At 47.6% G+C, this 24,730-nt stretch carries 3 protein-coding genes and 11 rRNA genes; all 14 read right to left on the reverse strand.

The window, feature by feature from the left end; genetic code table 11:
- Nucleotides 1-2,586 (reverse strand): 23S ribosomal RNA (locus tag ACJZU6_RS00005).
- 366 nt (nucleotides 2,587-2,952) lie between these two features.
- Nucleotides 2,953-4,497 (reverse strand): 16S ribosomal RNA (locus ACJZU6_RS00010).
- Nucleotides 4,498-4,919: 422 nt separating this feature from the next.
- A 5S ribosomal RNA gene (rrf, locus tag ACJZU6_RS00015) occupies nucleotides 4,920-5,035 on the reverse strand.
- Nucleotides 5,036-5,172: 137 nt separating this feature from the next.
- Nucleotides 5,173-8,066: ribosomal RNA gene (locus ACJZU6_RS00020) — 23S ribosomal RNA — on the reverse strand.
- A gap of 343 nt (nucleotides 8,067-8,409) precedes the next feature.
- Nucleotides 8,410-9,954: ribosomal RNA gene (locus tag ACJZU6_RS00025) — 16S ribosomal RNA — on the reverse strand.
- A gap of 421 nt (nucleotides 9,955-10,375) precedes the next feature.
- Nucleotides 10,376-10,491: ribosomal RNA gene (rrf, locus tag ACJZU6_RS00030) — 5S ribosomal RNA — on the reverse strand.
- A gap of 137 nt (nucleotides 10,492-10,628) precedes the next feature.
- A 23S ribosomal RNA gene (locus ACJZU6_RS00035) occupies nucleotides 10,629-13,522 on the reverse strand.
- Nucleotides 13,523-13,857: 335 nt separating this feature from the next.
- Nucleotides 13,858-15,402 (reverse strand): 16S ribosomal RNA (locus ACJZU6_RS00040).
- Between the two features lie 420 nt (nucleotides 15,403-15,822).
- A 5S ribosomal RNA gene (gene rrf, locus ACJZU6_RS00045) occupies nucleotides 15,823-15,938 on the reverse strand.
- 137 nt (nucleotides 15,939-16,075) lie between these two features.
- Nucleotides 16,076-18,967 (reverse strand): 23S ribosomal RNA (locus ACJZU6_RS00050).
- Between the two features lie 366 nt (nucleotides 18,968-19,333).
- A 16S ribosomal RNA gene (locus ACJZU6_RS00055) occupies nucleotides 19,334-20,878 on the reverse strand.
- The 16S, 23S and 5S rRNA genes sit together here, the layout of an rRNA operon.
- 715 nt (nucleotides 20,879-21,593) lie before the next feature.
- Nucleotides 21,594-22,331, reverse strand: a complete 738-nt coding sequence (gene cysQ, locus ACJZU6_RS00060; RefSeq protein WP_080158629.1) for a 3'(2'),5'-bisphosphate nucleotidase CysQ — start codon at nucleotides 22,329-22,331, stop codon at nucleotides 21,594-21,596.
- A gap of 24 nt (nucleotides 22,332-22,355) precedes the next feature.
- Nucleotides 22,356-22,979: an adenylyl-sulfate kinase gene (gene cysC / locus ACJZU6_RS00065; RefSeq protein WP_408900492.1), complete on the reverse strand. Its 624-nt coding sequence runs from the start codon at nucleotides 22,977-22,979 to the stop codon at nucleotides 22,356-22,358.
- Between the two features lie 19 nt (nucleotides 22,980-22,998).
- Entirely contained in the window at nucleotides 22,999-24,729 is a 1,731-nt protein-coding gene (locus tag ACJZU6_RS00070; RefSeq protein WP_408900493.1) for an SLC13 family permease, read from the reverse strand.
- Nucleotide 24,730: the final 1 nt, after the last annotated feature.

Genomic DNA, 24,730 nt, shown 5'->3' on the forward strand with positions numbered 1-24,730 from the left:
CACGACGTTCTAAACCCAGCTCGCGTACCACTTTAAATGGCGAACAGCCATACCCTTGGGACCGACTTCAGCCCCAGGATGTGATGAGCCGACATCGAGGTGCCAAACACCGCCGTCGATATGAACTCTTGGGCGGTATCAGCCTGTTATCCCCGGAGTACCTTTTATCCGTTGAGCGATGGCCCTTCCATTCAGAACCACCGGATCACTATGACCTGCTTTCGCACCTGCTCGAATTGTCATTCTCGCAGTCAAGCGGGCTTATGCCATTGCACTAACCTCACGATGTCCGACCGTGATTAGCCCACCTTCGTGCTCCTCCGTTACTCTTTGGGAGGAGACCGCCCCAGTCAAACTACCCACCAGGCACTGTCCGTAACCCCGATAAGGGGTCAACGTTAGAACATCAAGCATACAAGGGTGGTATTTCAAGATTGACTCCACAACCACTGGCGCGGTTGCTTCAACGTCTCCCACCTATCCTACACATGTAGGGTCAATGTTCAGTGCCAAGCTATAGTAAAGGTTCACGGGGTCTTTCCGTCTAGCCGCGGGTACACAGCATCTTCACTGCGATTTCAATTTCACTGAGTCTCGGGTGGAGACAGCGTGGCCATCATTACGCCATTCGTGCAGGTCGGAACTTACCCGACAAGGAATTTCGCTACCTTAGGACCGTTATAGTTACGGCCGCCGTTTACCGGGGCTTCGATCAAGAGCTTCGACCGAAGTCTAACCCCATCAATTAACCTTCCGGCACCGGGCAGGCGTCACACCGTATACGTCATCTTTCGATTTTGCACAGTGCTGTGTTTTTAATAAACAGTTGCAGCCACCTGGTATCTGCGACTCCCGGCAGCTTAGAGAGCAAGTCTCATCACCGCTAGGAGCGTACCTTCTCCCGAAGTTACGGTACCATTTTGCCTAGTTCCTTCACCCGAGTTCTCTCAAGCGCCTTGGTATTCTCTACCTGATCACCTGTGTCGGTTTGGGGTACGATTTCTTATAATCTGAAGCTTAGAAGCTTTTCCCGGAAGCATGGCATCAATGACTTCACTACCGTAGTAGCTCGACATCGTATCTCAGCCTTAAGATGGTCCGGATTTGCCTAAACCATCAGCCTACATACTTGGACCTGGACAACCGTCGCCAGGCTCACCTAGCCTTCTCCGTCCCTCCATCGCAATTATAAGAAGTACGGGAATATTAACCCGTTTCCCATCGACTACGCCTTTCGGCCTCGCCTTAGGGGTCGACTTACCCTGCCCCGATTAACGTTGGACAGGAACCCTTGATCTTCCGGCGAGGGAGTTTTTCACTCCCTTTATCGTTACTCATGTCAGCATTCGCACTTCTGATACCTCCAGCACACTTTACAATGCACCTTCAACGGCTTACAGAACGCTCCCCTACCCAATATGAACAAGTTCATATTGCCGCAGCTTCGGTGTATAGCTTAGCCCCGTTAAATCTTCCGCGCAGGCCGACTCGACCAGTGAGCTATTACGCTTTCTTTAAATGATGGCTGCTTCTAAGCCAACATCCTGGCTGTCTGAGCCTTCCCACATCGTTTCCCACTTAGCTATAACTTTGGGACCTTAGCTGGCGGTCTGGGTTGTTTCCCTCTTCACGACGGACGTTAGCACCCGCCGTGTGTCTCCCGGATATTACTTACTGGTATTCGGAGTTTGCAAAGGGTTGGTAAGTCGGGATGACCCCCTAGCCTTAACAGTGCTCTACCCCCAGTAGTATTCGTCCGAGGCGCTACCTAAATAGCTTTCGGGGAGAACCAGCTATCTCCGAGTTTGATTGGCCTTTCACCCCTAGCCACAAGTCATCCGCTAATTTTTCAACATTAGTCGGTTCGGTCCTCCAGTAAGTGTTACCTCACCTTCAACCTGCCCATGGCTAGATCACTCGGTTTCGGGTCTAATCCTAGCAACTATGACGCCCAGTTAAGACTCGGTTTCCCTACGGCTCCCCTAAACGGTTAACCTTGCTACTAAAATTAAGTCGCTGACCCATTATACAAAAGGTACGCAGTCACCCAACAAGTGGGCTCCTACTGCTTGTACGTACACGGTTTCAGGTTCTATTTCACTCCCCTCACAGGGGTTCTTTTCGCCTTTCCCTCACGGTACTGGTTCACTATCGGTCAGTCAGGAGTATTTAGCCTTGGAGGATGGTCCCCCCATGTTCAAACAGGATATCACGTGTCCCGTCCTACTCGATTTCACTAAGACTGCATTTTTGGTTACGGGGCTATCACCCTGTATCGCGGTACTTTCCAGAACCTTCACCTAACGCAGAACTAGCTTAAGGGCTAATCCGGTTTCGCTCGCCGCTACTACCGGAATCTCGGTTGATTTCTCTTCCTCGGGGTACTTAGATGTTTCAGTTCCCCGGTTTGCCTCATTAACCTATGTATTCAGTTAATGATACTTGCTTATGCAAGTGGGTTTCCCCATTCGGAAATCCCAGACTCAAGAGGCTTTTACTGCCTAATCTGGGCTTATCGCAAGTTAATACGTCCTTCATCGCCTCTGACTGCCAAGGCATCCACCGTGTACGCTTAGTCACTTAACCATACAACCCCAAGAGGTCTTGTATGTTCAAACAACCAAGGTTTGCGTTTAACATTTCGATCAAGAAAATATTAAACATTGGTTTTTCGCCGGACTCATTTATTTGTCTTCACTTTAAAAAGTGAAAGCAAACACAGACACTTGAATGTGTATGTTTTGAGAACTCGTTTTTATTCAAAGAATAAAAACATTTTTAAAATTAATCTTTCGATTAAATTTACTAGTCAGCTTTCCAGATTGTTAAAGAGCATAACGCAAAAGCGTTAATCAATGCGTTTGCATTAATTAGCACTTTCACTATTTTCTAATAACTAATTTTACCAAGCAATCTGTGTGGACACTGCATAAAACAGTATAAGTCTTTAGGTAAGGAGGTGATCCAGCCCCAGGTTCCCCTAGGGCTACCTTGTTACGACTTCACCCCAGTCATGAACCACACCGTGGTAAACGCCCTCCCGAAGGTTAAGCTATCTACTTCTGGTGCAGCCCACTCCCATGGTGTGACGGGCGGTGTGTACAAGGCCCGGGAACGTATTCACCGTGACATTCTGATTCACGATTACTAGCGATTCCGACTTCATGGAGTCGAGTTGCAGACTCCAATCCGGACTACGACGTACTTTGTGGGATTCGCTCACTATCGCTAGCTTGCAGCCCTCTGTATACGCCATTGTAGCACGTGTGTAGCCCTACTCGTAAGGGCCATGATGACTTGACGTCGTCCCCACCTTCCTCCGGTTTATCACCGGCAGTCTCCCTGGAGTTCCCACCATTACGTGCTGGCAAACAAGGATAAGGGTTGCGCTCGTTGCGGGACTTAACCCAACATTTCACAACACGAGCTGACGACAGCCATGCAGCACCTGTCTCAGAGTTCCCGAAGGCACTAAGCTATCTCTAGCGAATTCTCTGGATGTCAAGAGTAGGTAAGGTTCTTCGCGTTGCATCGAATTAAACCACATGCTCCACCGCTTGTGCGGGCCCCCGTCAATTCATTTGAGTTTTAATCTTGCGACCGTACTCCCCAGGCGGTCTACTTAACGCGTTAGCTCCGAAAGCCACGGCTCAAGGCCACAACCTTCAAGTAGACATCGTTTACGGCGTGGACTACCAGGGTATCTAATCCTGTTTGCTCCCCACGCTTTCGCATCTGAGCGTCAGTCTTTGTCCAGGGGGCCGCCTTCGCCACCGGTATTCCTTCAGATCTCTACGCATTTCACCGCTACACCTGAAATTCTACCCCCCTCTACAAGACTCTAGTCTGCCAGTTCAAAATGCTGTTCCGAGGTTGAGCCCCGGGCTTTCACATCTTGCTTAACAGACCGCCTGCATGCGCTTTACGCCCAGTAATTCCGATTAACGCTCGCACCCTCCGTATTACCGCGGCTGCTGGCACGGAGTTAGCCGGTGCTTCTTCTGTTGCTAACGTCAAACAGCCAAGCTATTAACTTAACTGCCTTCCTCACAACTGAAAGTACTTTACAACCCGAAGGCCTTCTTCATACACGCGGCATGGCTGCATCAGGGTTTCCCCCATTGTGCAATATTCCCCACTGCTGCCTCCCGTAGGAGTCTGGACCGTGTCTCAGTTCCAGTGTGGCTGATCATCCTCTCAGACCAGCTAGGGATCGTCGCCTTGGTGAGCCATTACCCCACCAACTAGCTAATCCCACCTGGGCTAATCCTGACGCGAGAGGCCCGAAGGTCCCCCTCTTTGCTCCGAAGAGATTATGCGGTATTAGCTATCGTTTCCAATAGTTATCCCCCACATCAGGGTATATTCCCAGGCATTACTCACCCGTCCGCCGCTCGTCAGCAAAGAAAGCAAGCTTTCTTTCTGTTACCGCTCGACTTGCATGTGTTAGGCCTGCCGCCAGCGTTCAATCTGAGCCATGATCAAACTCTTCAATTAAAGTTTTGTTGTCTCTTTCGAGACGGCTCAATGAATACTGACTTCAAAACTACCTTAGTAATTTTAAAGCTATTACCATTCCAACAGAATGGTAATGAATTGACTGTGCCAAAATAACTTACGTTATTTTGTATTGGTCACTCAGTTCATTGATAAATCTTTCGACTTAACTATTCAACGAGTGCCCACACAGATTGCATGGTCAAATTGTTAAAGAACGTTGACTTTCAATGTCTTAGCGCATTACGCTTCAGCAAGTCAGGTGGCGTATAATACGCTTTTCTGATATTCAGTCAAGACAAAATTTTATTCTTTTTTATCAATCGATTAAAAAGTAAAAACTTTCTGTTGACGTCGCTCACATTACAATCAGTAAGAGCGAAATAAAAGCCCGTTCATTGAACGGGCTTTCATAAATTTTAGCCTGGCGATGTCCTACTCTCACATGGGGAGACCCCACACTACCATCGGCGCTATTACGTTTCACTACTGAGTTCGGCATGGGATCAGGTGGGTCCATAACGCTATGGTCGCCAAGCAAATTCTGGTTTATTTATTGTCTTATGACAATAAATAGCAATCTGGGAAAATCTAACTAGTTGTTCTCAACACGCATTCAAGCGTTTGTAGAGTCCGTCTCTTCTCTTATGAGAAGGAAAACCCCTTGGGTGTTGTATGGTTAAGCCTCACGGGCAATTAGTATCAGTTAGCTCAATGCCTCGCAGCACTTACACACCTGACCTATCAACGTTGTAGTCTTCAACAACCCTTTAGAGACCTTAAAGGTCTAGGGATGACTCATCTTGAGGCTCGCTTCCCGCTTAGATGCTTTCAGCGGTTATCGATTCCGAACTTAGCTACCGGGCAATGCATCTGGCGATACAACCCGAACACCAGCGGTTCGTCCACTCCGGTCCTCTCGTACTAGGAGCAGCCCCTCTCAATCATCCAACGCCCACGGCAGATAGGGACCGAACTGTCTCACGACGTTCTAAACCCAGCTCGCGTACCACTTTAAATGGCGAACAGCCATACCCTTGGGACCGACTTCAGCCCCAGGATGTGATGAGCCGACATCGAGGTGCCAAACACCGCCGTCGATATGAACTCTTGGGCGGTATCAGCCTGTTATCCCCGGAGTACCTTTTATCCGTTGAGCGATGGCCCTTCCATTCAGAACCACCGGATCACTATGACCTGCTTTCGCACCTGCTCGAATTGTCATTCTCGCAGTCAAGCGGGCTTATGCCATTGCACTAACCTCACGATGTCCGACCGTGATTAGCCCACCTTCGTGCTCCTCCGTTACTCTTTGGGAGGAGACCGCCCCAGTCAAACTACCCACCAGGCACTGTCCGTAACCCCGATAAGGGGTCAACGTTAGAACATCAAGCATACAAGGGTGGTATTTCAAGATTGACTCCACAACCACTGGCGCGGTTGCTTCAACGTCTCCCACCTATCCTACACATGTAGGGTCAATGTTCAGTGCCAAGCTATAGTAAAGGTTCACGGGGTCTTTCCGTCTAGCCGCGGGTACACAGCATCTTCACTGCGATTTCAATTTCACTGAGTCTCGGGTGGAGACAGCGTGGCCATCATTACGCCATTCGTGCAGGTCGGAACTTACCCGACAAGGAATTTCGCTACCTTAGGACCGTTATAGTTACGGCCGCCGTTTACCGGGGCTTCGATCAAGAGCTTCGACCGAAGTCTAACCCCATCAATTAACCTTCCGGCACCGGGCAGGCGTCACACCGTATACGTCATCTTTCGATTTTGCACAGTGCTGTGTTTTTAATAAACAGTTGCAGCCACCTGGTATCTGCGACTCCCGGCAGCTTAGAGAGCAAGTCTCATCACCGCTAGGAGCGTACCTTCTCCCGAAGTTACGGTACCATTTTGCCTAGTTCCTTCACCCGAGTTCTCTCAAGCGCCTTGGTATTCTCTACCTGATCACCTGTGTCGGTTTGGGGTACGATTTCTTATAATCTGAAGCTTAGAAGCTTTTCCCGGAAGCATGGCATCAATGACTTCACTACCGTAGTAGCTCGACATCGTATCTCAGCCTTAAGATGAACCGGATTTGCCTAATTCATCAGCCTACATACTTGGACCTGGACAACCGTCGCCAGGCTCACCTAGCCTTCTCCGTCCCTCCATCGCAATTATAAGAAGTACGGGAATATTAACCCGTTTCCCATCGACTACGCCTTTCGGCCTCGCCTTAGGGGTCGACTTACCCTGCCCCGATTAACGTTGGACAGGAACCCTTGATCTTCCGGCGAGGGAGTTTTTCACTCCCTTTATCGTTACTCATGTCAGCATTCGCACTTCTGATACCTCCAGCACACTTTACAATGCACCTTCAACGGCTTACAGAACGCTCCCCTACCCAATATGAACAAGTTCATATTGCCGCAGCTTCGGTGTATAGCTTAGCCCCGTTAAATCTTCCGCGCAGGCCGACTCGACCAGTGAGCTATTACGCTTTCTTTAAATGATGGCTGCTTCTAAGCCAACATCCTGGCTGTCTGAGCCTTCCCACATCGTTTCCCACTTAGCTATAACTTTGGGACCTTAGCTGGCGGTCTGGGTTGTTTCCCTCTTCACGACGGACGTTAGCACCCGCCGTGTGTCTCCCGGATAGTACTTACTGGTATTCGGAGTTTGCAAAGGGTTGGTAAGTCGGGATGACCCCCTAGCCTTAACAGTGCTCTACCCCCAGTAGTATTCGTCCGAGGCGCTACCTAAATAGCTTTCGGGGAGAACCAGCTATCTCCGAGTTTGATTGGCCTTTCACCCCTAGCCACAAGTCATCCGCTAATTTTTCAACATTAGTCGGTTCGGTCCTCCAGTAAGTGTTACCTCACCTTCAACCTGCCCATGGCTAGATCACTCGGTTTCGGGTCTAATCCTAGCAACTATGACGCCCAGTTAAGACTCGGTTTCCCTACGGCTCCCCTAAACGGTTAACCTTGCTACTAAAATTAAGTCGCTGACCCATTATACAAAAGGTACGCAGTCACCCAACAAGTGGGCTCCTACTGCTTGTACGTACACGGTTTCAGGTTCTATTTCACTCCCCTCACAGGGGTTCTTTTCGCCTTTCCCTCACGGTACTGGTTCACTATCGGTCAGTCAGGAGTATTTAGCCTTGGAGGATGGTCCCCCCATGTTCAAACAGGATATCACGTGTCCCGTCCTACTCGATTTCACTAATAATGCATTTTTGGTTACGGGGCTATCACCCTGTATCGCGGTACTTTCCAGAACCTTCACCTAACGCAGAACTAGCTTAAGGGCTAATCCGGTTTCGCTCGCCGCTACTACCGGAATCTCGGTTGATTTCTCTTCCTCGGGGTACTTAGATGTTTCAGTTCCCCCGGTTTGCCTCATTAACCTATGTATTCAGTTAATGATACTTGCTTATGCAAGTGGGTTTCCCCATTCGGAAATCCCAGACTCAAGAGGCTTTTACTGCCTAATCTGGGCTTATCGCAAGTTAATACGTCCTTCATCGCCTCTGACTGCCAAGGCATCCACCGTGTACGCTTAGTCACTTAACCATACAACCCCAAGAGGTCTTGTATGTTCAAACAACCAAGGTTTGCGTTTAATACTCCGATCAAGAAAATATTAAACATTGGTTTTTCGCCGGACTCATTTATTTGATACAAGACACTTGAATGTGTGTTGTTTTGAGAACTCGTTTTTATTCAAAGAATAAAAACATTTTTAAAATTAATCTTTCGATTAAATTTACTAGTCAGCTTTCCAGATTGTTAAAGAGCATAACGCAAAAGCGTTAATCAATGCGTTTGCATTAATTAGCACTTTCGCTATTTTCTAATAACTAATTTTACCAAGCAATCTGTGTGGACACTGCATAAAACAGCATAAGTCTTTAGGTAAGGAGGTGATCCAGCCCCAGGTTCCCCTAGGGCTACCTTGTTACGACTTCACCCCAGTCATGAACCACACCGTGGTAAACGCCCTCCCGAAGGTTAAGCTATCTACTTCTGGTGCAGCCCACTCCCATGGTGTGACGGGCGGTGTGTACAAGGCCCGGGAACGTATTCACCGTGACATTCTGATTCACGATTACTAGCGATTCCGACTTCATGGAGTCGAGTTGCAGACTCCAATCCGGACTACGACGTACTTTGTGGGATTCGCTCACTATCGCTAGCTTGCAGCCCTCTGTATACGCCATTGTAGCACGTGTGTAGCCCTACTCGTAAGGGCCATGATGACTTGACGTCGTCCCCACCTTCCTCCGGTTTATCACCGGCAGTCTCCCTGGAGTTCCCACCATTACGTGCTGGCAAACAAGGATAAGGGTTGCGCTCGTTGCGGGACTTAACCCAACATTTCACAACACGAGCTGACGACAGCCATGCAGCACCTGTCTCAGAGTTCCCGAAGGCACTAAGCTATCTCTAGCGAATTCTCTGGATGTCAAGAGTAGGTAAGGTTCTTCGCGTTGCATCGAATTAAACCACATGCTCCACCGCTTGTGCGGGCCCCCGTCAATTCATTTGAGTTTTAATCTTGCGACCGTACTCCCCAGGCGGTCTACTTAACGCGTTAGCTCCGAAAGCCACGGCTCAAGGCCACAACCTTCAAGTAGACATCGTTTACGGCGTGGACTACCAGGGTATCTAATCCTGTTTGCTCCCCACGCTTTCGCATCTGAGCGTCAGTCTTTGTCCAGGGGGCCGCCTTCGCCACCGGTATTCCTTCAGATCTCTACGCATTTCACCGCTACACCTGAAATTCTACCCCCCTCTACAAGACTCTAGTCTGCCAGTTCAAAATGCTGTTCCGAGGTTGAGCCCCGGGCTTTCACATCTTGCTTAACAGACCGCCTGCATGCGCTTTACGCCCAGTAATTCCGATTAACGCTCGCACCCTCCGTATTACCGCGGCTGCTGGCACGGAGTTAGCCGGTGCTTCTTCTGTTGCTAACGTCAAACAGCCAAGCTATTAACTTAACTGCCTTCCTCACAACTGAAAGTACTTTACAACCCGAAGGCCTTCTTCATACACGCGGCATGGCTGCATCAGGGTTTCCCCCATTGTGCAATATTCCCCACTGCTGCCTCCCGTAGGAGTCTGGACCGTGTCTCAGTTCCAGTGTGGCTGATCATCCTCTCAGACCAGCTAGGGATCGTCGCCTTGGTGAGCCATTACCCCACCAACTAGCTAATCCCACCTGGGCTAATCCTGACGCGAGAGGCCCGAAGGTCCCCCTCTTTGCTCCGAAGAGATTATGCGGTATTAGCTATCGTTTCCAATAGTTATCCCCCACATCAGGGTATATTCCCAGGCATTACTCACCCGTCCGCCGCTCGTCAGCAAAGAAAGCAAGCTTTCTTTCTGTTACCGCTCGACTTGCATGTGTTAGGCCTGCCGCCAGCGTTCAATCTGAGCCATGATCAAACTCTTCAATTAAAGTTTTGTTGTCTCTTTCGAGACGGCTCAATGAATACTGACTTCAAAACTACCTTAGTAATTTTAAAGCTATTACCATTCCAACAGAATGGTAATGAATTGACTGTGCCAAATAACTTACGTTATTTTGTATTGGTCACTCAGTTCATTGATAAATCTTTCGACTTAACTATTCAACGAGTGCCCACACAGATTGCATGGTCAAATTGTTAAAGAACGTTGACTTTCAATGTCTTAGCGCATTACGCTTCAGCAAGTCAGGTGGCGTATAATACGCTTTTCTGATATTCAGTCAAGACAAAATTTTATTCTTTTTTATCAATCGATTAAAAAGTAAAAACTTTCTGTTGACGTCGCTCACATTACAATCAGTAAGAGCGAAATAAAAGCCCGTTCATTGAACGGGCTTTCATAAATTTGAGCCTGGCGATGTCCTACTCTCACATGGGGAGACCCCACACTACCATCGGCGCTATTACGTTTCACTACTGAGTTCGGCATGGGATCAGGTGGGTCCATAACGCTATGGTCGCCAAGCAAATTCTGGTTTATTTATTGTCTTATGACAATAAATAGCAATCTGGGAAAATCTAACTAGTTGTTCTCAACACGCATTCAAGCGTTTGTAGAGTCCGTCTCTTCTCTTATGAGAAGGAAAACCCCTTGGGTGTTGTATGGTTAAGCCTCACGGGCAATTAGTATCAGTTAGCTCAATGCCTCGCAGCACTTACACACCTGACCTATCAACGTTGTAGTCTTCAACAACCCTTTAGAGACCTTAAAGGTCTAGGGATGACTCATCTTGAGGCTCGCTTCCCGCTTAGATGCTTTCAGCGGTTATCGATTCCGAACTTAGCTACCGGGCAATGCATCTGGCGATACAACCCGAACACCAGCGGTTCGTCCACTCCGGTCCTCTCGTACTAGGAGCAGCCCCTCTCAATCATCCAACGCCCACGGCAGATAGGGACCGAACTGTCTCACGACGTTCTAAACCCAGCTCGCGTACCACTTTAAATGGCGAACAGCCATACCCTTGGGACCGACTTCAGCCCCAGGATGTGATGAGCCGACATCGAGGTGCCAAACACCGCCGTCGATATGAACTCTTGGGCGGTATCAGCCTGTTATCCCCGGAGTACCTTTTATCCGTTGAGCGATGGCCCTTCCATTCAGAACCACCGGATCACTATGACCTGCTTTCGCACCTGCTCGAATTGTCATTCTCGCAGTCAAGCGGGCTTATGCCATTGCACTAACCTCACGATGTCCGACCGTGATTAGCCCACCTTCGTGCTCCTCCGTTACTCTTTGGGAGGAGACCGCCCCAGTCAAACTACCCACCAGGCACTGTCCGTAACCCCGATAAGGGGTCAACGTTAGAACATCAAGCATACAAGGGTGGTATTTCAAGATTGACTCCACAACCACTGGCGCGGTTGCTTCAACGTCTCCCACCTATCCTACACATGTAGGGTCAATGTTCAGTGCCAAGCTATAGTAAAGGTTCACGGGGTCTTTCCGTCTAGCCGCGGGTACACAGCATCTTCACTGCGATTTCAATTTCACTGAGTCTCGGGTGGAGACAGCGTGGCCATCATTACGCCATTCGTGCAGGTCGGAACTTACCCGACAAGGAATTTCGCTACCTTAGGACCGTTATAGTTACGGCCGCCGTTTACCGGGGCTTCGATCAAGAGCTTCGACCGAAGTCTAACCCCATCAATTAACCTTCCGGCACCGGGCAGGCGTCACACCGTATACGTCATCTTTCGATTTTGCACAGTGCTGTGTTTTTAATAAACAGTTGCAGCCACCTGGTATCTGCGACTCCCGGCAGCTTAGAGAGCAAGTCTCATCACCGCTAGGAGCGTACCTTCTCCCGAAGTTACGGTACCATTTTGCCTAGTTCCTTCACCCGAGTTCTCTCAAGCGCCTTGGTATTCTCTACCTGATCACCTGTGTCGGTTTGGGGTACGATTTCTTATAATCTGAAGCTTAGAAGCTTTTCCCGGAAGCATGGCATCAATGACTTCACTACCGTAGTAGCTCGACATCGTATCTCAGCCTTAAGATGAACCGGATTTGCCTAATTCATCAGCCTACATACTTGGACCTGGACAACCGTCGCCAGGCTCACCTAGCCTTCTCCGTCCCTCCATCGCAATTATAAGAAGTACGGGAATATTAACCCGTTTCCCATCGACTACGCCTTTCGGCCTCGCCTTAGGGGTCGACTTACCCTGCCCCGATTAACGTTGGACAGGAACCCTTGATCTTCCGGCGAGGGAGTTTTTCACTCCCTTTATCGTTACTCATGTCAGCATTCGCACTTCTGATACCTCCAGCACACTTTACAATGCACCTTCAACGGCTTACAGAACGCTCCCCTACCCAATATGAACAAGTTCATATTGCCGCAGCTTCGGTGTATAGCTTAGCCCCGTTAAATCTTCCGCGCAGGCCGACTCGACCAGTGAGCTATTACGCTTTCTTTAAATGATGGCTGCTTCTAAGCCAACATCCTGGCTGTCTGAGCCTTCCCACATCGTTTCCCACTTAGCTATAACTTTGGGACCTTAGCTGGCGGTCTGGGTTGTTTCCCTCTTCACGACGGACGTTAGCACCCGCCGTGTGTCTCCCGGATATTACTTACTGGTATTCGGAGTTTGCAAAGGGTTGGTAAGTCGGGATGACCCCCTAGCCTTAACAGTGCTCTACCCCCAGTAGTATTCGTCCGAGGCGCTACCTAAATAGCTTTCGGGGAGAACCAGCTATCTCCGAGTTTGATTGGCCTTTCACCCCTAGCCACAAGTCATCCGCTAATTTTTCAACATTAGTCGGTTCGGTCCTCCAGTAAGTGTTACCTCACCTTCAACCTGCCCATGGCTAGATCACTCGGTTTCGGGTCTAATCCTAGCAACTATGACGCCCAGTTAAGACTCGGTTTCCCTACGGCTCCCCTAAACGGTTAACCTTGCTACTAAAATTAAGTCGCTGACCCATTATACAAAAGGTACGCAGTCACCCAACAAGTGGGCTCCTACTGCTTGTACGTACACGGTTTCAGGTTCTATTTCACTCCCCTCACAGGGGTTCTTTTCGCCTTTCCCTCACGGTACTGGTTCACTATCGGTCAGTCAGGAGTATTTAGCCTTGGAGGATGGTCCCCCCATGTTCAAACAGGATATCACGTGTCCCGTCCTACTCGATTTCACTAATAATGCATTTTTGGTTACGGGGCTATCACCCTGTATCGCGGTACTTTCCAGAACCTTCACCTAACGCAGAACTAGCTTAAGGGCTAATCCGGTTTCGCTCGCCGCTACTACCGGAATCTCGGTTGATTTCTCTTCCTCGGGGTACTTAGATGTTTCAGTTCCCCCGGTTTGCCTCATTAACCTATGTATTCAGTTAATGATACTTGCTTATGCAAGTGGGTTTCCCCATTCGGAAATCCCAGACTCAAGAGGCTTTTACTGCCTAATCTGGGCTTATCGCAAGTTAATACGTCCTTCATCGCCTCTGACTGCCAAGGCATCCACCGTGTACGCTTAGTCACTTAACCATACAACCCCAAGAGGTCTTGTATGTTCAAACAACCAAGGTTTGCGTTTAATACTCCGATCAAGAAAATATTAAACATTGGTTTTTCGCCGGACTCGATACAAGACACTTGAATGTGTGTTGTTTTGAGAACTCGTTTTTATTCAAAGAATAAAAACATTTTTAAAATTAATCTTTCGATTAAATTTACTAGTCAGCTTTCCAGATTGTTAAAGAGCATAACGCAAAAGCGTTAATCAATGCGTTTGCATTAATTAGCACTTTCGCTATTTTCTAATAACTAATTTTACCAAGCAATCTGTGTGGACACTGCATAAAACAGCATAAGTCTTTAGGTAAGGAGGTGATCCAGCCCCAGGTTCCCCTAGGGCTACCTTGTTACGACTTCACCCCAGTCATGAACCACACCGTGGTAAACGCCCTCCCGAAGGTTAAGCTATCTACTTCTGGTGCAGCCCACTCCCATGGTGTGACGGGCGGTGTGTACAAGGCCCGGGAACGTATTCACCGTGACATTCTGATTCACGATTACTAGCGATTCCGACTTCATGGAGTCGAGTTGCAGACTCCAATCCGGACTACGACGTACTTTGTGGGATTCGCTCACTATCGCTAGCTTGCAGCCCTCTGTATACGCCATTGTAGCACGTGTGTAGCCCTACTCGTAAGGGCCATGATGACTTGACGTCGTCCCCACCTTCCTCCGGTTTATCACCGGCAGTCTCCCTGGAGTTCCCACCATTACGTGCTGGCAAACAAGGATAAGGGTTGCGCTCGTTGCGGGACTTAACCCAACATTTCACAACACGAGCTGACGACAGCCATGCAGCACCTGTCTCAGAGTTCCCGAAGGCACTAAGCTATCTCTAGCGAATTCTCTGGATGTCAAGAGTAGGTAAGGTTCTTCGCGTTGCATCGAATTAAACCACATGCTCCACCGCTTGTGCGGGCCCCCGTCAATTCATTTGAGTTTTAATCTTGCGACCGTACTCCCCAGGCGGTCTACTTAACGCGTTAGCTCCGAAAGCCACGGCTCAAGGCCACAACCTTCAAGTAGACATCGTTTACGGCGTGGACTACCAGGGTATCTAATCCTGTTTGCTCCCCACGCTTTCGCATCTGAGCGTCAGTCTTTGTCCAGGGGGCCGCCTTCGCCACCGGTATTCCTTCAGATCTCTACGCATTTCACCGCTACACCTGAAATTCTACCCCCCTCTACAAGACTCTAGTCTGCCAGTTCAAAATGCTGTTCCGAGGTTGAGCCCCGGGCTTTCACATCTTGCTTAACAGACCGCCTGCATGCGCTTTACGCCCAGTAATTCCGATTAACGCTCGCACCCTCCGTATTACCGCGGCTGCTGGCACGGAGTTAGCCGGTGCTTCTTCTGTTGCTAACGTCAAACAGCCAAGCTATTAACTTAACTGCCTTCCTCACAACTGAAAGTACTTTACAACCCGAAGGCCTTCTTCATACACGCGGCATGGCTGCATCAGGGTTTCCCCCATTGTGCAATATTCCCCACTGCTGCCTCCCGTAGGAGTCTGGACCGTGTCTCAGTTCCAGTGTGGCTGATCATCCTCTCAGACCAGCTAGGGATCGTCGCCTTGGTGAGCCATTACCCCACCAACTAGCTAATCCCACCTGGGCTAATCCTGACGCGAGAGGCCCGAAGGTCCCCCTCTTTGCTCCGAAGAGATTATGCGGTATTAGCTATCGTTTCCAATAGTTATCCCCCACATCAGGGTATATTCCCAGGCATTACTCACCCGTCCGCCGCTCGTCAGCAAAGAAAGCAAGCTTTCTTTCTGTTACCGCTCGACTTGCATGTGTTAGGCCTGCCGCCAGCGTTCAATCTGAGCCATGATCAAACTCTTCAATTAAAGTTTTGTTGTCTCTTTCGAGACGGCTCAATGAATACTGACTTCAAAACTACCTTAGTAATTTTAAAGCTATTACCATTCCAACAGAATGGTAATGAATTGACTGTGCCAAATAACCGTAGTTATTTGTATTGGTCACTCAGTTCATTGATAAATCTTTCGACTTAACTATTCAACGAGTGCCCACACAGATTGCATGGTCAAATTGTTAAAGAACGTTGACTTTCAATGCCTTAGCGCATTACGCTTCAGCAAGTCAGGTGGCGTATAATACGCTTTTCTGATATTCAGTCAAGACAAAATTTTATTCTTTTTTATCAATCGATTAAAAAGTAAAAACTTTCTGTTGACGTCGCTCACATTACAATCAGTAAGAGCGAAATAAAAGCCCGTTCATTGAACGGGCTTTCATAAATTTGAGCCTGGCGATGTCCTACTCTCACATGGGGAGACCCCACACTACCATCGGCGCTATTACGTTTCACTACTGAGTTCGGCATGGGATCAGGTGGGTCCATAACGCTATGGTCGCCAAGCAAATTCTGGTTTATTTATTGTCTTATGACAATAAATAGCAATCTGGGAAAATCTAACTAGTTGTTCTCAACACGCATTCAAGCGTTTGCAGAGTCCGTCTCTTCTCTTATGAGAAGGAAAACCCCTTGGGTGTTGTATGGTTAAGCCTCACGGGCAATTAGTATCAGTTAGCTCAATGCCTCGCAGCACTTACACACCTGACCTATCAACGTTGTAGTCTTCAACAACCCTTTAGAGACCTTAAAGGTCTAGGGATGACTCATCTTGAGGCTCGCTTCCCGCTTAGATGCTTTCAGCGGTTATCGATTCCGAACTTAGCTACCGGGCAATGCATCTGGCGATACAACCCGAACACCAGCGGTTCGTCCACTCCGGTCCTCTCGTACTAGGAGCAGCCCCTCTCAATCATCCAACGCCCACGGCAGATAGGGACCGAACTGTCTCACGACGTTCTAAACCCAGCTCGCGTACCACTTTAAATGGCGAACAGCCATACCCTTGGGACCGACTTCAGCCCCAGGATGTGATGAGCCGACATCGAGGTGCCAAACACCGCCGTCGATATGAACTCTTGGGCGGTATCAGCCTGTTATCCCCGGAGTACCTTTTATCCGTTGAGCGATGGCCCTTCCATTCAGAACCACCGGATCACTATGACCTGCTTTCGCACCTGCTCGAATTGTCATTCTCGCAGTCAAGCGGGCTTATGCCATTGCACTAACCTCACGATGTCCGACCGTGATTAGCCCACCTTCGTGCTCCTCCGTTACTCTTTGGGAGGAGACCGCCCCAGTCAAACTACCCACCAGGCACTGTCCGTAACCCCGATAAGGGGTCAACGTTAGAACATCAAGCATACAAGGGTGGTATTTCAAGATTGACTCCACAACCACTGGCGCGGTTGCTTCAACGTCTCCCACCTATCCTACACATGTAGGGTCAATGTTCAGTGCCAAGCTATAGTAAAGGTTCACGGGGTCTTTCCGTCTAGCCGCGGGTACACAGCATCTTCACTGCGATTTCAATTTCACTGAGTCTCGGGTGGAGACAGCGTGGCCATCATTACGCCATTCGTGCAGGTCGGAACTTACCCGACAAGGAATTTCGCTACCTTAGGACCGTTATAGTTACGGCCGCCGTTTACCGGGGCTTCGATCAAGAGCTTCGACCGAAGTCTAACCCCATCAATTAACCTTCCGGCACCGGGCAGGCGTCACACCGTATACGTCATCTTTCGATTTTGCACAGTGCTGTGTTTTTAATAAACAGTTGCAGCCACCTGGTATCTGCGACTCCCGGCAGCTTAGAGAGCAAGTCTCATCACCGCTAGGAGCGTACCTTCTCCCGAAGTTACGGTACCATTTTGCCTAGTTCCTTCACCCGAGTTCTCTCAAGCGCCTTGGTATTCTCTACCTGATCACCTGTGTCGGTTTGGGGTACGATTTCTTATAATCTGAAGCTTAGAAGCTTTTCCCGGAAGCATGGCATCAATGACTTCACTACCGTAGTAGCTCGACATCGTATCTCAGCCTTAAGATGAACCGGATTTGCCTAATTCATCAGCCTACATACTTGGACCTGGACAACCGTCGCCAGGCTCACCTAGCCTTCTCCGTCCCTCCATCGCAATTATAAGAAGTACGGGAATATTAACCCGTTTCCCATCGACTACGCCTTTCGGCCTCGCCTTAGGGGTCGACTTACCCTGCCCCGATTAACGTTGGACAGGAACCCTTGATCTTCCGGCGAGGGAGTTTTTCACTCCCTTTATCGTTACTCATGTCAGCATTCGCACTTCTGATACCTCCAGCACACTTTACAATGCACCTTCAACGGCTTACAGAACGCTCCCCTACCCAATATGACAAGTCATATTGCCGCAGCTTCGGTGTATAGCTTAGCCCCGTTAAATCTTCCGCGCAGGCCGACTCGACCAGTGAGCTATTACGCTTTCTTTAAATGATGGCTGCTTCTAAGCCAACATCCTGGCTGTCTGAGCCTTCCCACATCGTTTCCCACTTAGCTATAACTTTGGGACCTTAGCTGGCGGTCTGGGTTGTTTCCCTCTTCACGACGGACGTTAGCACCCGCCGTGTGTCTCCCGGATAGTACTTACTGGTATTCGGAGTTTGCAAAGGGTTGGTAAGTCGGGATGACCCCCTAGCCTTAACAGTGCTCTACCCCCAGTAGTATTCGTCCGAGGCGCTACCTAAATAGCTTTCGGGGAGAACCAGCTATCTCCGAGTTTGATTGGCCTTTCACCCCTAGCCACAAGTCATCCGCTAATTTTTCAACATTAGTCGGTTCGGTCCTCCAGTAAGTGTTACCTCACCTTCAACCTGCCCATGGCTAGATCACTCGGTTTCGGGTCTAATCCTAGCAACTATGACGCCCAGTTAAGACTCGGTTTCCCTACGGCTCCCCTAAACGGTTAACCTTGCTACTAAAATTAAGTCGCTGACCCATTATACAAAAGGTACGCAGTCACCCAACAAGTGGGCTCCTACTGCTTGTACGTACACGGTTTCAGGTTCTATTTCACTCCCCTCACAGGGGTTCTTTTCGCCTTTCCCTCACGGTACTGGTTCACTATCGGTCAGTCAGGAGTATTTAGCCTTGGAGGATGGTCCCCCCATGTTCAAACAGGATATCACGTGTCCCGTCCTACTCGATTTCACTAATAATGCATTTTTGGTTACGGGGCTATCACCCTGTATCGCGGTACTTTCCAGAACCTTCACCTAACGCAGAACTAGCTTAAGGGCTAATCCGGTTTCGCTCGCCGCTACTACCGGAATCTCGGTTGATTTCTCTTCCTCGGGGTACTTAGATGTTTCAGTTCCCCCGGTTTGCCTCATTAACCTATGTATTCAGTTAATGATACTTGCTTATGCAAGTGGGTTTCCCCATTCGGAAATCCCAGACTCAAGAGGCTTTTACTGCCTAATCTGGGCTTATCGCAAGTTAATACGTCCTTCATCGCCTCTGACTGCCAAGGCATCCACCGTGTACGCTTAGTCACTTAACCATACAACCCCAAGAGGTCTTGTATGTTCAAACAACCAAGGTTTGCGTTTAATAATCCGATCAAGAAAATATTAAACATTGGTTTTTCGCCGGACTCATTTATTTGTCTTCACTTTAAAAAGTGAAAGCAAACACAGACACTTGAATGTGTATGTTTTGAGAACTCGTTTTTATTCAGAGAATAAAAACATTTTTAAAATTAATCTTTCGATTAAATTTACTAGTCAGCTTTCCAGATTGTTAAAGAGCATAACGCAAAAGCGTTAATCAATGCGTTTGCATTAATTAGCACTTTCGCTATTTTCTAATAACTAATTTTACCAAGCAATCTGTGTGGACACTGCATAAAACAGCATAAGTCTTTAGGTAAGGAGGTGATCCAGCCCCAGGTTCCCCTAGGGCTACCTTGTTACGACTTCACCCCAGTCATGAACCACACCGTGGTAAACGCCCTCCCGAAGGTTAAGCTATCTACTTCTGGTGCAGCCCACTCCCATGGTGTGACGGGCGGTGTGTACAAGGCCCGGGAACGTATTCACCGTGACATTCTGATTCACGATTACTAGCGATTCCGACTTCATGGAGTCGAGTTGCAGACTCCAATCCGGACTACGACGTACTTTGTGGGATTCGCTCACTATCGCTAGCTTGCAGCCCTCTGTATACGCCATTGTAGCACGTGTGTAGCCCTACTCGTAAGGGCCATGATGACTTGACGTCGTCCCCACCTTCCTCCGGTTTATCACCGGCAGTCTCCCTGGAGTTCCCACCATTACGTGCTGGCAAACAAGGATAAGGGTTGCGCTCGTTGCGGGACTTAACCCAACATTTCACAACACGAGCTGACGACAGCCATGCAGCACCTGTCTCAGAGTTCCCGAAGGCACTAAGCTATCTCTAGCGAATTCTCTGGATGTCAAGAGTAGGTAAGGTTCTTCGCGTTGCATCGAATTAAACCACATGCTCCACCGCTTGTGCGGGCCCCCGTCAATTCATTTGAGTTTTAATCTTGCGACCGTACTCCCCAGGCGGTCTACTTAACGCGTTAGCTCCGAAAGCCACGGCTCAAGGCCACAACCTTCAAGTAGACATCGTTTACGGCGTGGACTACCAGGGTATCTAATCCTGTTTGCTCCCCACGCTTTCGCATCTGAGCGTCAGTCTTTGTCCAGGGGGCCGCCTTCGCCACCGGTATTCCTTCAGATCTCTACGCATTTCACCGCTACACCTGAAATTCTACCCCCCTCTACAAGACTCTAGTCTGCCAGTTCAAAATGCTGTTCCGAGGTTGAGCCCCGGGCTTTCACATCTTGCTTAACAGACCGCCTGCATGCGCTTTACGCCCAGTAATTCCGATTAACGCTCGCACCCTCCGTATTACCGCGGCTGCTGGCACGGAGTTAGCCGGTGCTTCTTCTGTTGCTAACGTCAAACAGCCAAGCTATTAACTTAACTGCCTTCCTCACAACTGAAAGTACTTTACAACCCGAAGGCCTTCTTCATACACGCGGCATGGCTGCATCAGGGTTTCCCCCATTGTGCAATATTCCCCACTGCTGCCTCCCGTAGGAGTCTGGACCGTGTCTCAGTTCCAGTGTGGCTGATCATCCTCTCAGACCAGCTAGGGATCGTCGCCTTGGTGAGCCATTACCCCACCAACTAGCTAATCCCACCTGGGCTAATCCTGACGCGAGAGGCCCGAAGGTCCCCCTCTTTGCTCCGAAGAGATTATGCGGTATTAGCTATCGTTTCCAATAGTTATCCCCCACATCAGGGTATATTCCCAGGCATTACTCACCCGTCCGCCGCTCGTCAGCAAAGAAAGCAAGCTTTCTTTCTGTTACCGCTCGACTTGCATGTGTTAGGCCTGCCGCCAGCGTTCAATCTGAGCCATGATCAAACTCTTCAATTAAAGTTTTGTTGTCTCTTTCGAGACGGCTCAATGAATACTGACTTCAAAACTACCTTAGTAATTTTAAAGCTATTACCGCTTCTGTTTCTACAAAGAGGAACAGAATGGTAATGAATTGACTGTGCCAAAACAACTTACGTTATTTTGTATTGGTCACTCAGTTCATTGATAAATCTTTCGACTTAACTATTCAACGAGTGCCCACACAGATTGCATGGTCAAATTGTTAAAGAACGTTAGCACAATACATCGTATTGGCTGAGGCTGCGTATATTACTCCGCGCCAGTTTAAAGTCAACAAGTTTTTTAAAATTATATTTAACAAACCCTTTATTGACCTGTCCTGCGTTAAAAATAAATTATATTTTCAACCACTCGAATAATATTCGAGTCAAGACTGCAGTTTTCATAGCTTAATGTAAGACAAGAACCGTCAATTACCGCAATGATTTTTATAAACCGCTTATCGACAAGTTACACACAGGTTGTAAATAACTTACTAACCGCACGTATTCCGTGTCGTTGGGGTGCATTATAGAGATAACAGGAAGGATGACAATTGTTTATTTGCTTTTTTAATGCGAATGCTAGTAATACCAACCAAAAGCCACAAAAGAGTCAATATTCATACAATAACGCTATTAAACAATAGTCGCTATTTAAAAATAATGTTGAGTATTTAATCAATCCATGACATTTAGTTGATTGTATATAGTTAAGAGACAACAAAATAAGGATTTAATAGTGACTCTCGATCATAACGAAGGGGAAAACCATCCAGATCATTCACTGTAGCGCCTGCGCTTTCAGCGATACATTGACCAGCTGCAGTATCCCACATCATTGTTGGTCCTAAACGCGGGTAATATTGAGCTCGCCCTTCAGCCACTAAGCAAAACTTTAATGATGATCCCACTGCCACTAATTTATGATCTCCTAGTTGTTGAAGATAAGCCTCTAACTCAACCGAAGGATGTGAACGACTACCAACCACAGTTGGTATAGTTGAAGGTAAAAGACGAATAACCTCTTTACCTGCTTTAGTCATTAGCCAAGCTGTTTTTCCATCACCCAGCCATGCTTTATTTAATGCGGGAGCATAAACAACAGCTAAAATAGGTTTCCCATTTTCAATCAGCGCAATATTAACGGTAAACTCACCGTTCTTATTAATAAATTCTTTGGTGCCATCCAATGGGTCCACCAGCCAAAAAGATTGCCAATGTTGACGCTGTTGCCAATCGGTCTGTGGCGACTCTTCAGATAAGATAGGAATATCGGGTGTCAGTTGTTGTAGCTGATTAATGATAATTTCATTTGCAGCAAGATCAGCAATAGTGACCGGACTATTATCTGCTTTATTTTCAATCGCTATATTACTGTGATAATGCGCCATTATCGATTTACCCGCATCCAATGCGGTAGTGTATATAGCATCAAGTAATGTTGTCACTTACGGTACTCCTATTACCGATGATCACGCAATAATACTTCGACTACGTAAAGCGTTAATACATTGATCAACCAATTCATGAATATTATGACTATCAGCGGCTAAATGAATTTCAGGTTGTAAAGGCGATTGGTACTCTGCATCAATACCTGTAAATTGCTTTATTTCACCCGCTCGTGCTTTTTTATATAACCCTTTAGGATCGCGCTTTTCGCATTCAGCTAAAGGGGTATCAACAAACACTTCAATAAACTCACCTTGTGGCAGTAAATCTCGTACTATTTGTCTTTCTTCACGATGAGGAGATATAAACGCACTCAGTACGATCAATCCTGAATCTGCCATTAACACAGCGACTTCACCAATTCGACGGATATTTTCTCGTCGATCTTGAGCAGAGAAACCAAGATCTTTACACAAACCATGGCGAACATTATCACCATCTAATAAATAGGTATGATAACCCAATGCCAAGAGTCTATGTTCAAGAGCACCAGCAACAGTCGACTTACCTGCACCACTTAATCCAGTAAACCATAACACGCAAGGCTGCTGCTGCTTTTGCTGTCCTCGCTGATCTTTAGTCACACTATAACTATGCCAGACAATATTATTGTTATCGTCATGGGGCTTCGTGGTCGTATTCATAACATATTCCATTGTTAATTTAGTTAAAAGGGAAGACGACTGGGATCAAGATCAACACTACAGTGGAATACACAATTGAAAGCGGTAACCCCAGTTTTAAATAATCTCGAATTTTATAATTACCGACGCTATACACGAGTAGATTGGTTTGATAACCATACGGCGAAATAAAACTCGCACTAGCGCCAAACAGTACCGCCATAATAAAAGGCATCGGATCGATACCATAGCCCAGCGCCAAGCTATAACTTATTGGGAACGCTAATGCAGCGGCAGCGTTATTAGTGATCAACTCAGTTAGTATTAATGTAAGTAAGTAAACTGCAATTAATCCGCCATACACTCCCCAGCCATTAAATGCGGTAATAAGTGCTTGGCCCATTTGCTGTGATAAACCACTGGTTATCATTAATTGTGCCAGCGTTAATGCTGATCCAACAATAACTACAATATCAATCGGAAATCGACGTCGAAGCTCACCAAAGGAAATAATCCCTAATCCCACCAGCAGTACCAAATAAACGGCTAACCCTTTAATCAATGGCAGCCAATCCGCTAAAGCCAATACAATCACACTTAAAAAACCGACCAATACTGTTGTGCTGCGGTAACGGTCTAAACGTGCACTTGAATCAAGACCATTAACTAGCACAAACTCGCGTTCCAGCATGGCTTGTTTTTGGTTAAACAATTTCCCCGGTACAATAACTAACGTATCACCCGCGCGTAATTCAATATTACCCAAGCCACCAGCTAACCGTTCATGACCGCGACGGATGGCGACCACGACCGCATCAAAGTTTTCACGAAATTGAGTGCTCTTTAAGGTACGACCACAAATAGCAGCAGAATGACTGACCACAACCTCCATCATCGATTGACCATTAAGATGGTGCTGACCAAATAAATGCAGTCCTTCTATTTCTTGTAAGGTGGTAACACTTTCAATATCACCACAAAACAATAATCGATCTCCGGCTTGTAATTTAGTTTCAGGGCAAACAGGGGCTATAGTCTTACCCTCACGGATAAGCTCAGCTAAAAATAAACGTCGTAATGCACGTAGTCCATTTTCAGTGACGCTCTTTCCTATTAACGGTGAATGACTTTTTACTCGCGCCTCTAAGAAATAAGGCAGCTGTTCTTCACTGTCATCGTCGTTATTCGGTAAAAAATAACTCAGTGGAATTAAAATCATTAATCCAATAACTAACACCGCTAAGCCAATCATGGTGGGTGCAAAAAAGCCCAGGCTAGGTAAACCAATATCTTCTACAAAACTATTAATAATAAGGTTCGTTGATGTACCAATTAGCGTTAATGTGCCACCTAAAATAGCGGTATAAGATAACGGCAGTAATAATTTAGAGGGGGCATGGCGTTGATTACGCTTTATCGCCCCTATTAATGACACCACCACCGCAGTGTTATTGGTAAAGGAGGACAATAATGCGGTCGATAAGCCCAGCTTAGCCACAACAGAGCTATGATCACCTTGTGAAATTTGCCGCCCAACCCAACTAATTAAGCGGGTTTTTTCAAGAGCAATGGAGACCAAGATTAATAACACTAAGGTTAATAATGATGAATTGGTAAAATTTGCGGCAATAGCAGGTAATTCAATTAAGTTCGCTTGAAAACCAATAAATGCACAGCCAGCAAATAAATACGCAGGTTTAATCTTCGTAGTGAGCAAGCAGAGAATAATCACTACTAGCATTGCCAGCACAGTAGCTTGTTCCCAGCTCATT

The organism is Photobacterium piscicola (genome assembly GCF_046058925.1).
Taxonomy (GTDB): Bacteria; Pseudomonadota; Gammaproteobacteria; order Enterobacterales; family Vibrionaceae; genus Photobacterium; species Photobacterium piscicola.

What these genes read in the sequence shown, in the direction of transcription:
- ACJZU6_RS00070 (WP_408900493.1), bottom strand. Translation starts at nt 24,729, where the DNA reads ATGAGCTGGGAACAAGCTACTGTGCTGGCAATGCTAGTAGTGATTATT.
- cysC (WP_408900492.1), bottom strand. Translation starts at nt 22,979, where the DNA reads ATGAATACGACCACGAAGCCCCATGACGATAACAATAATATTGTCTGG.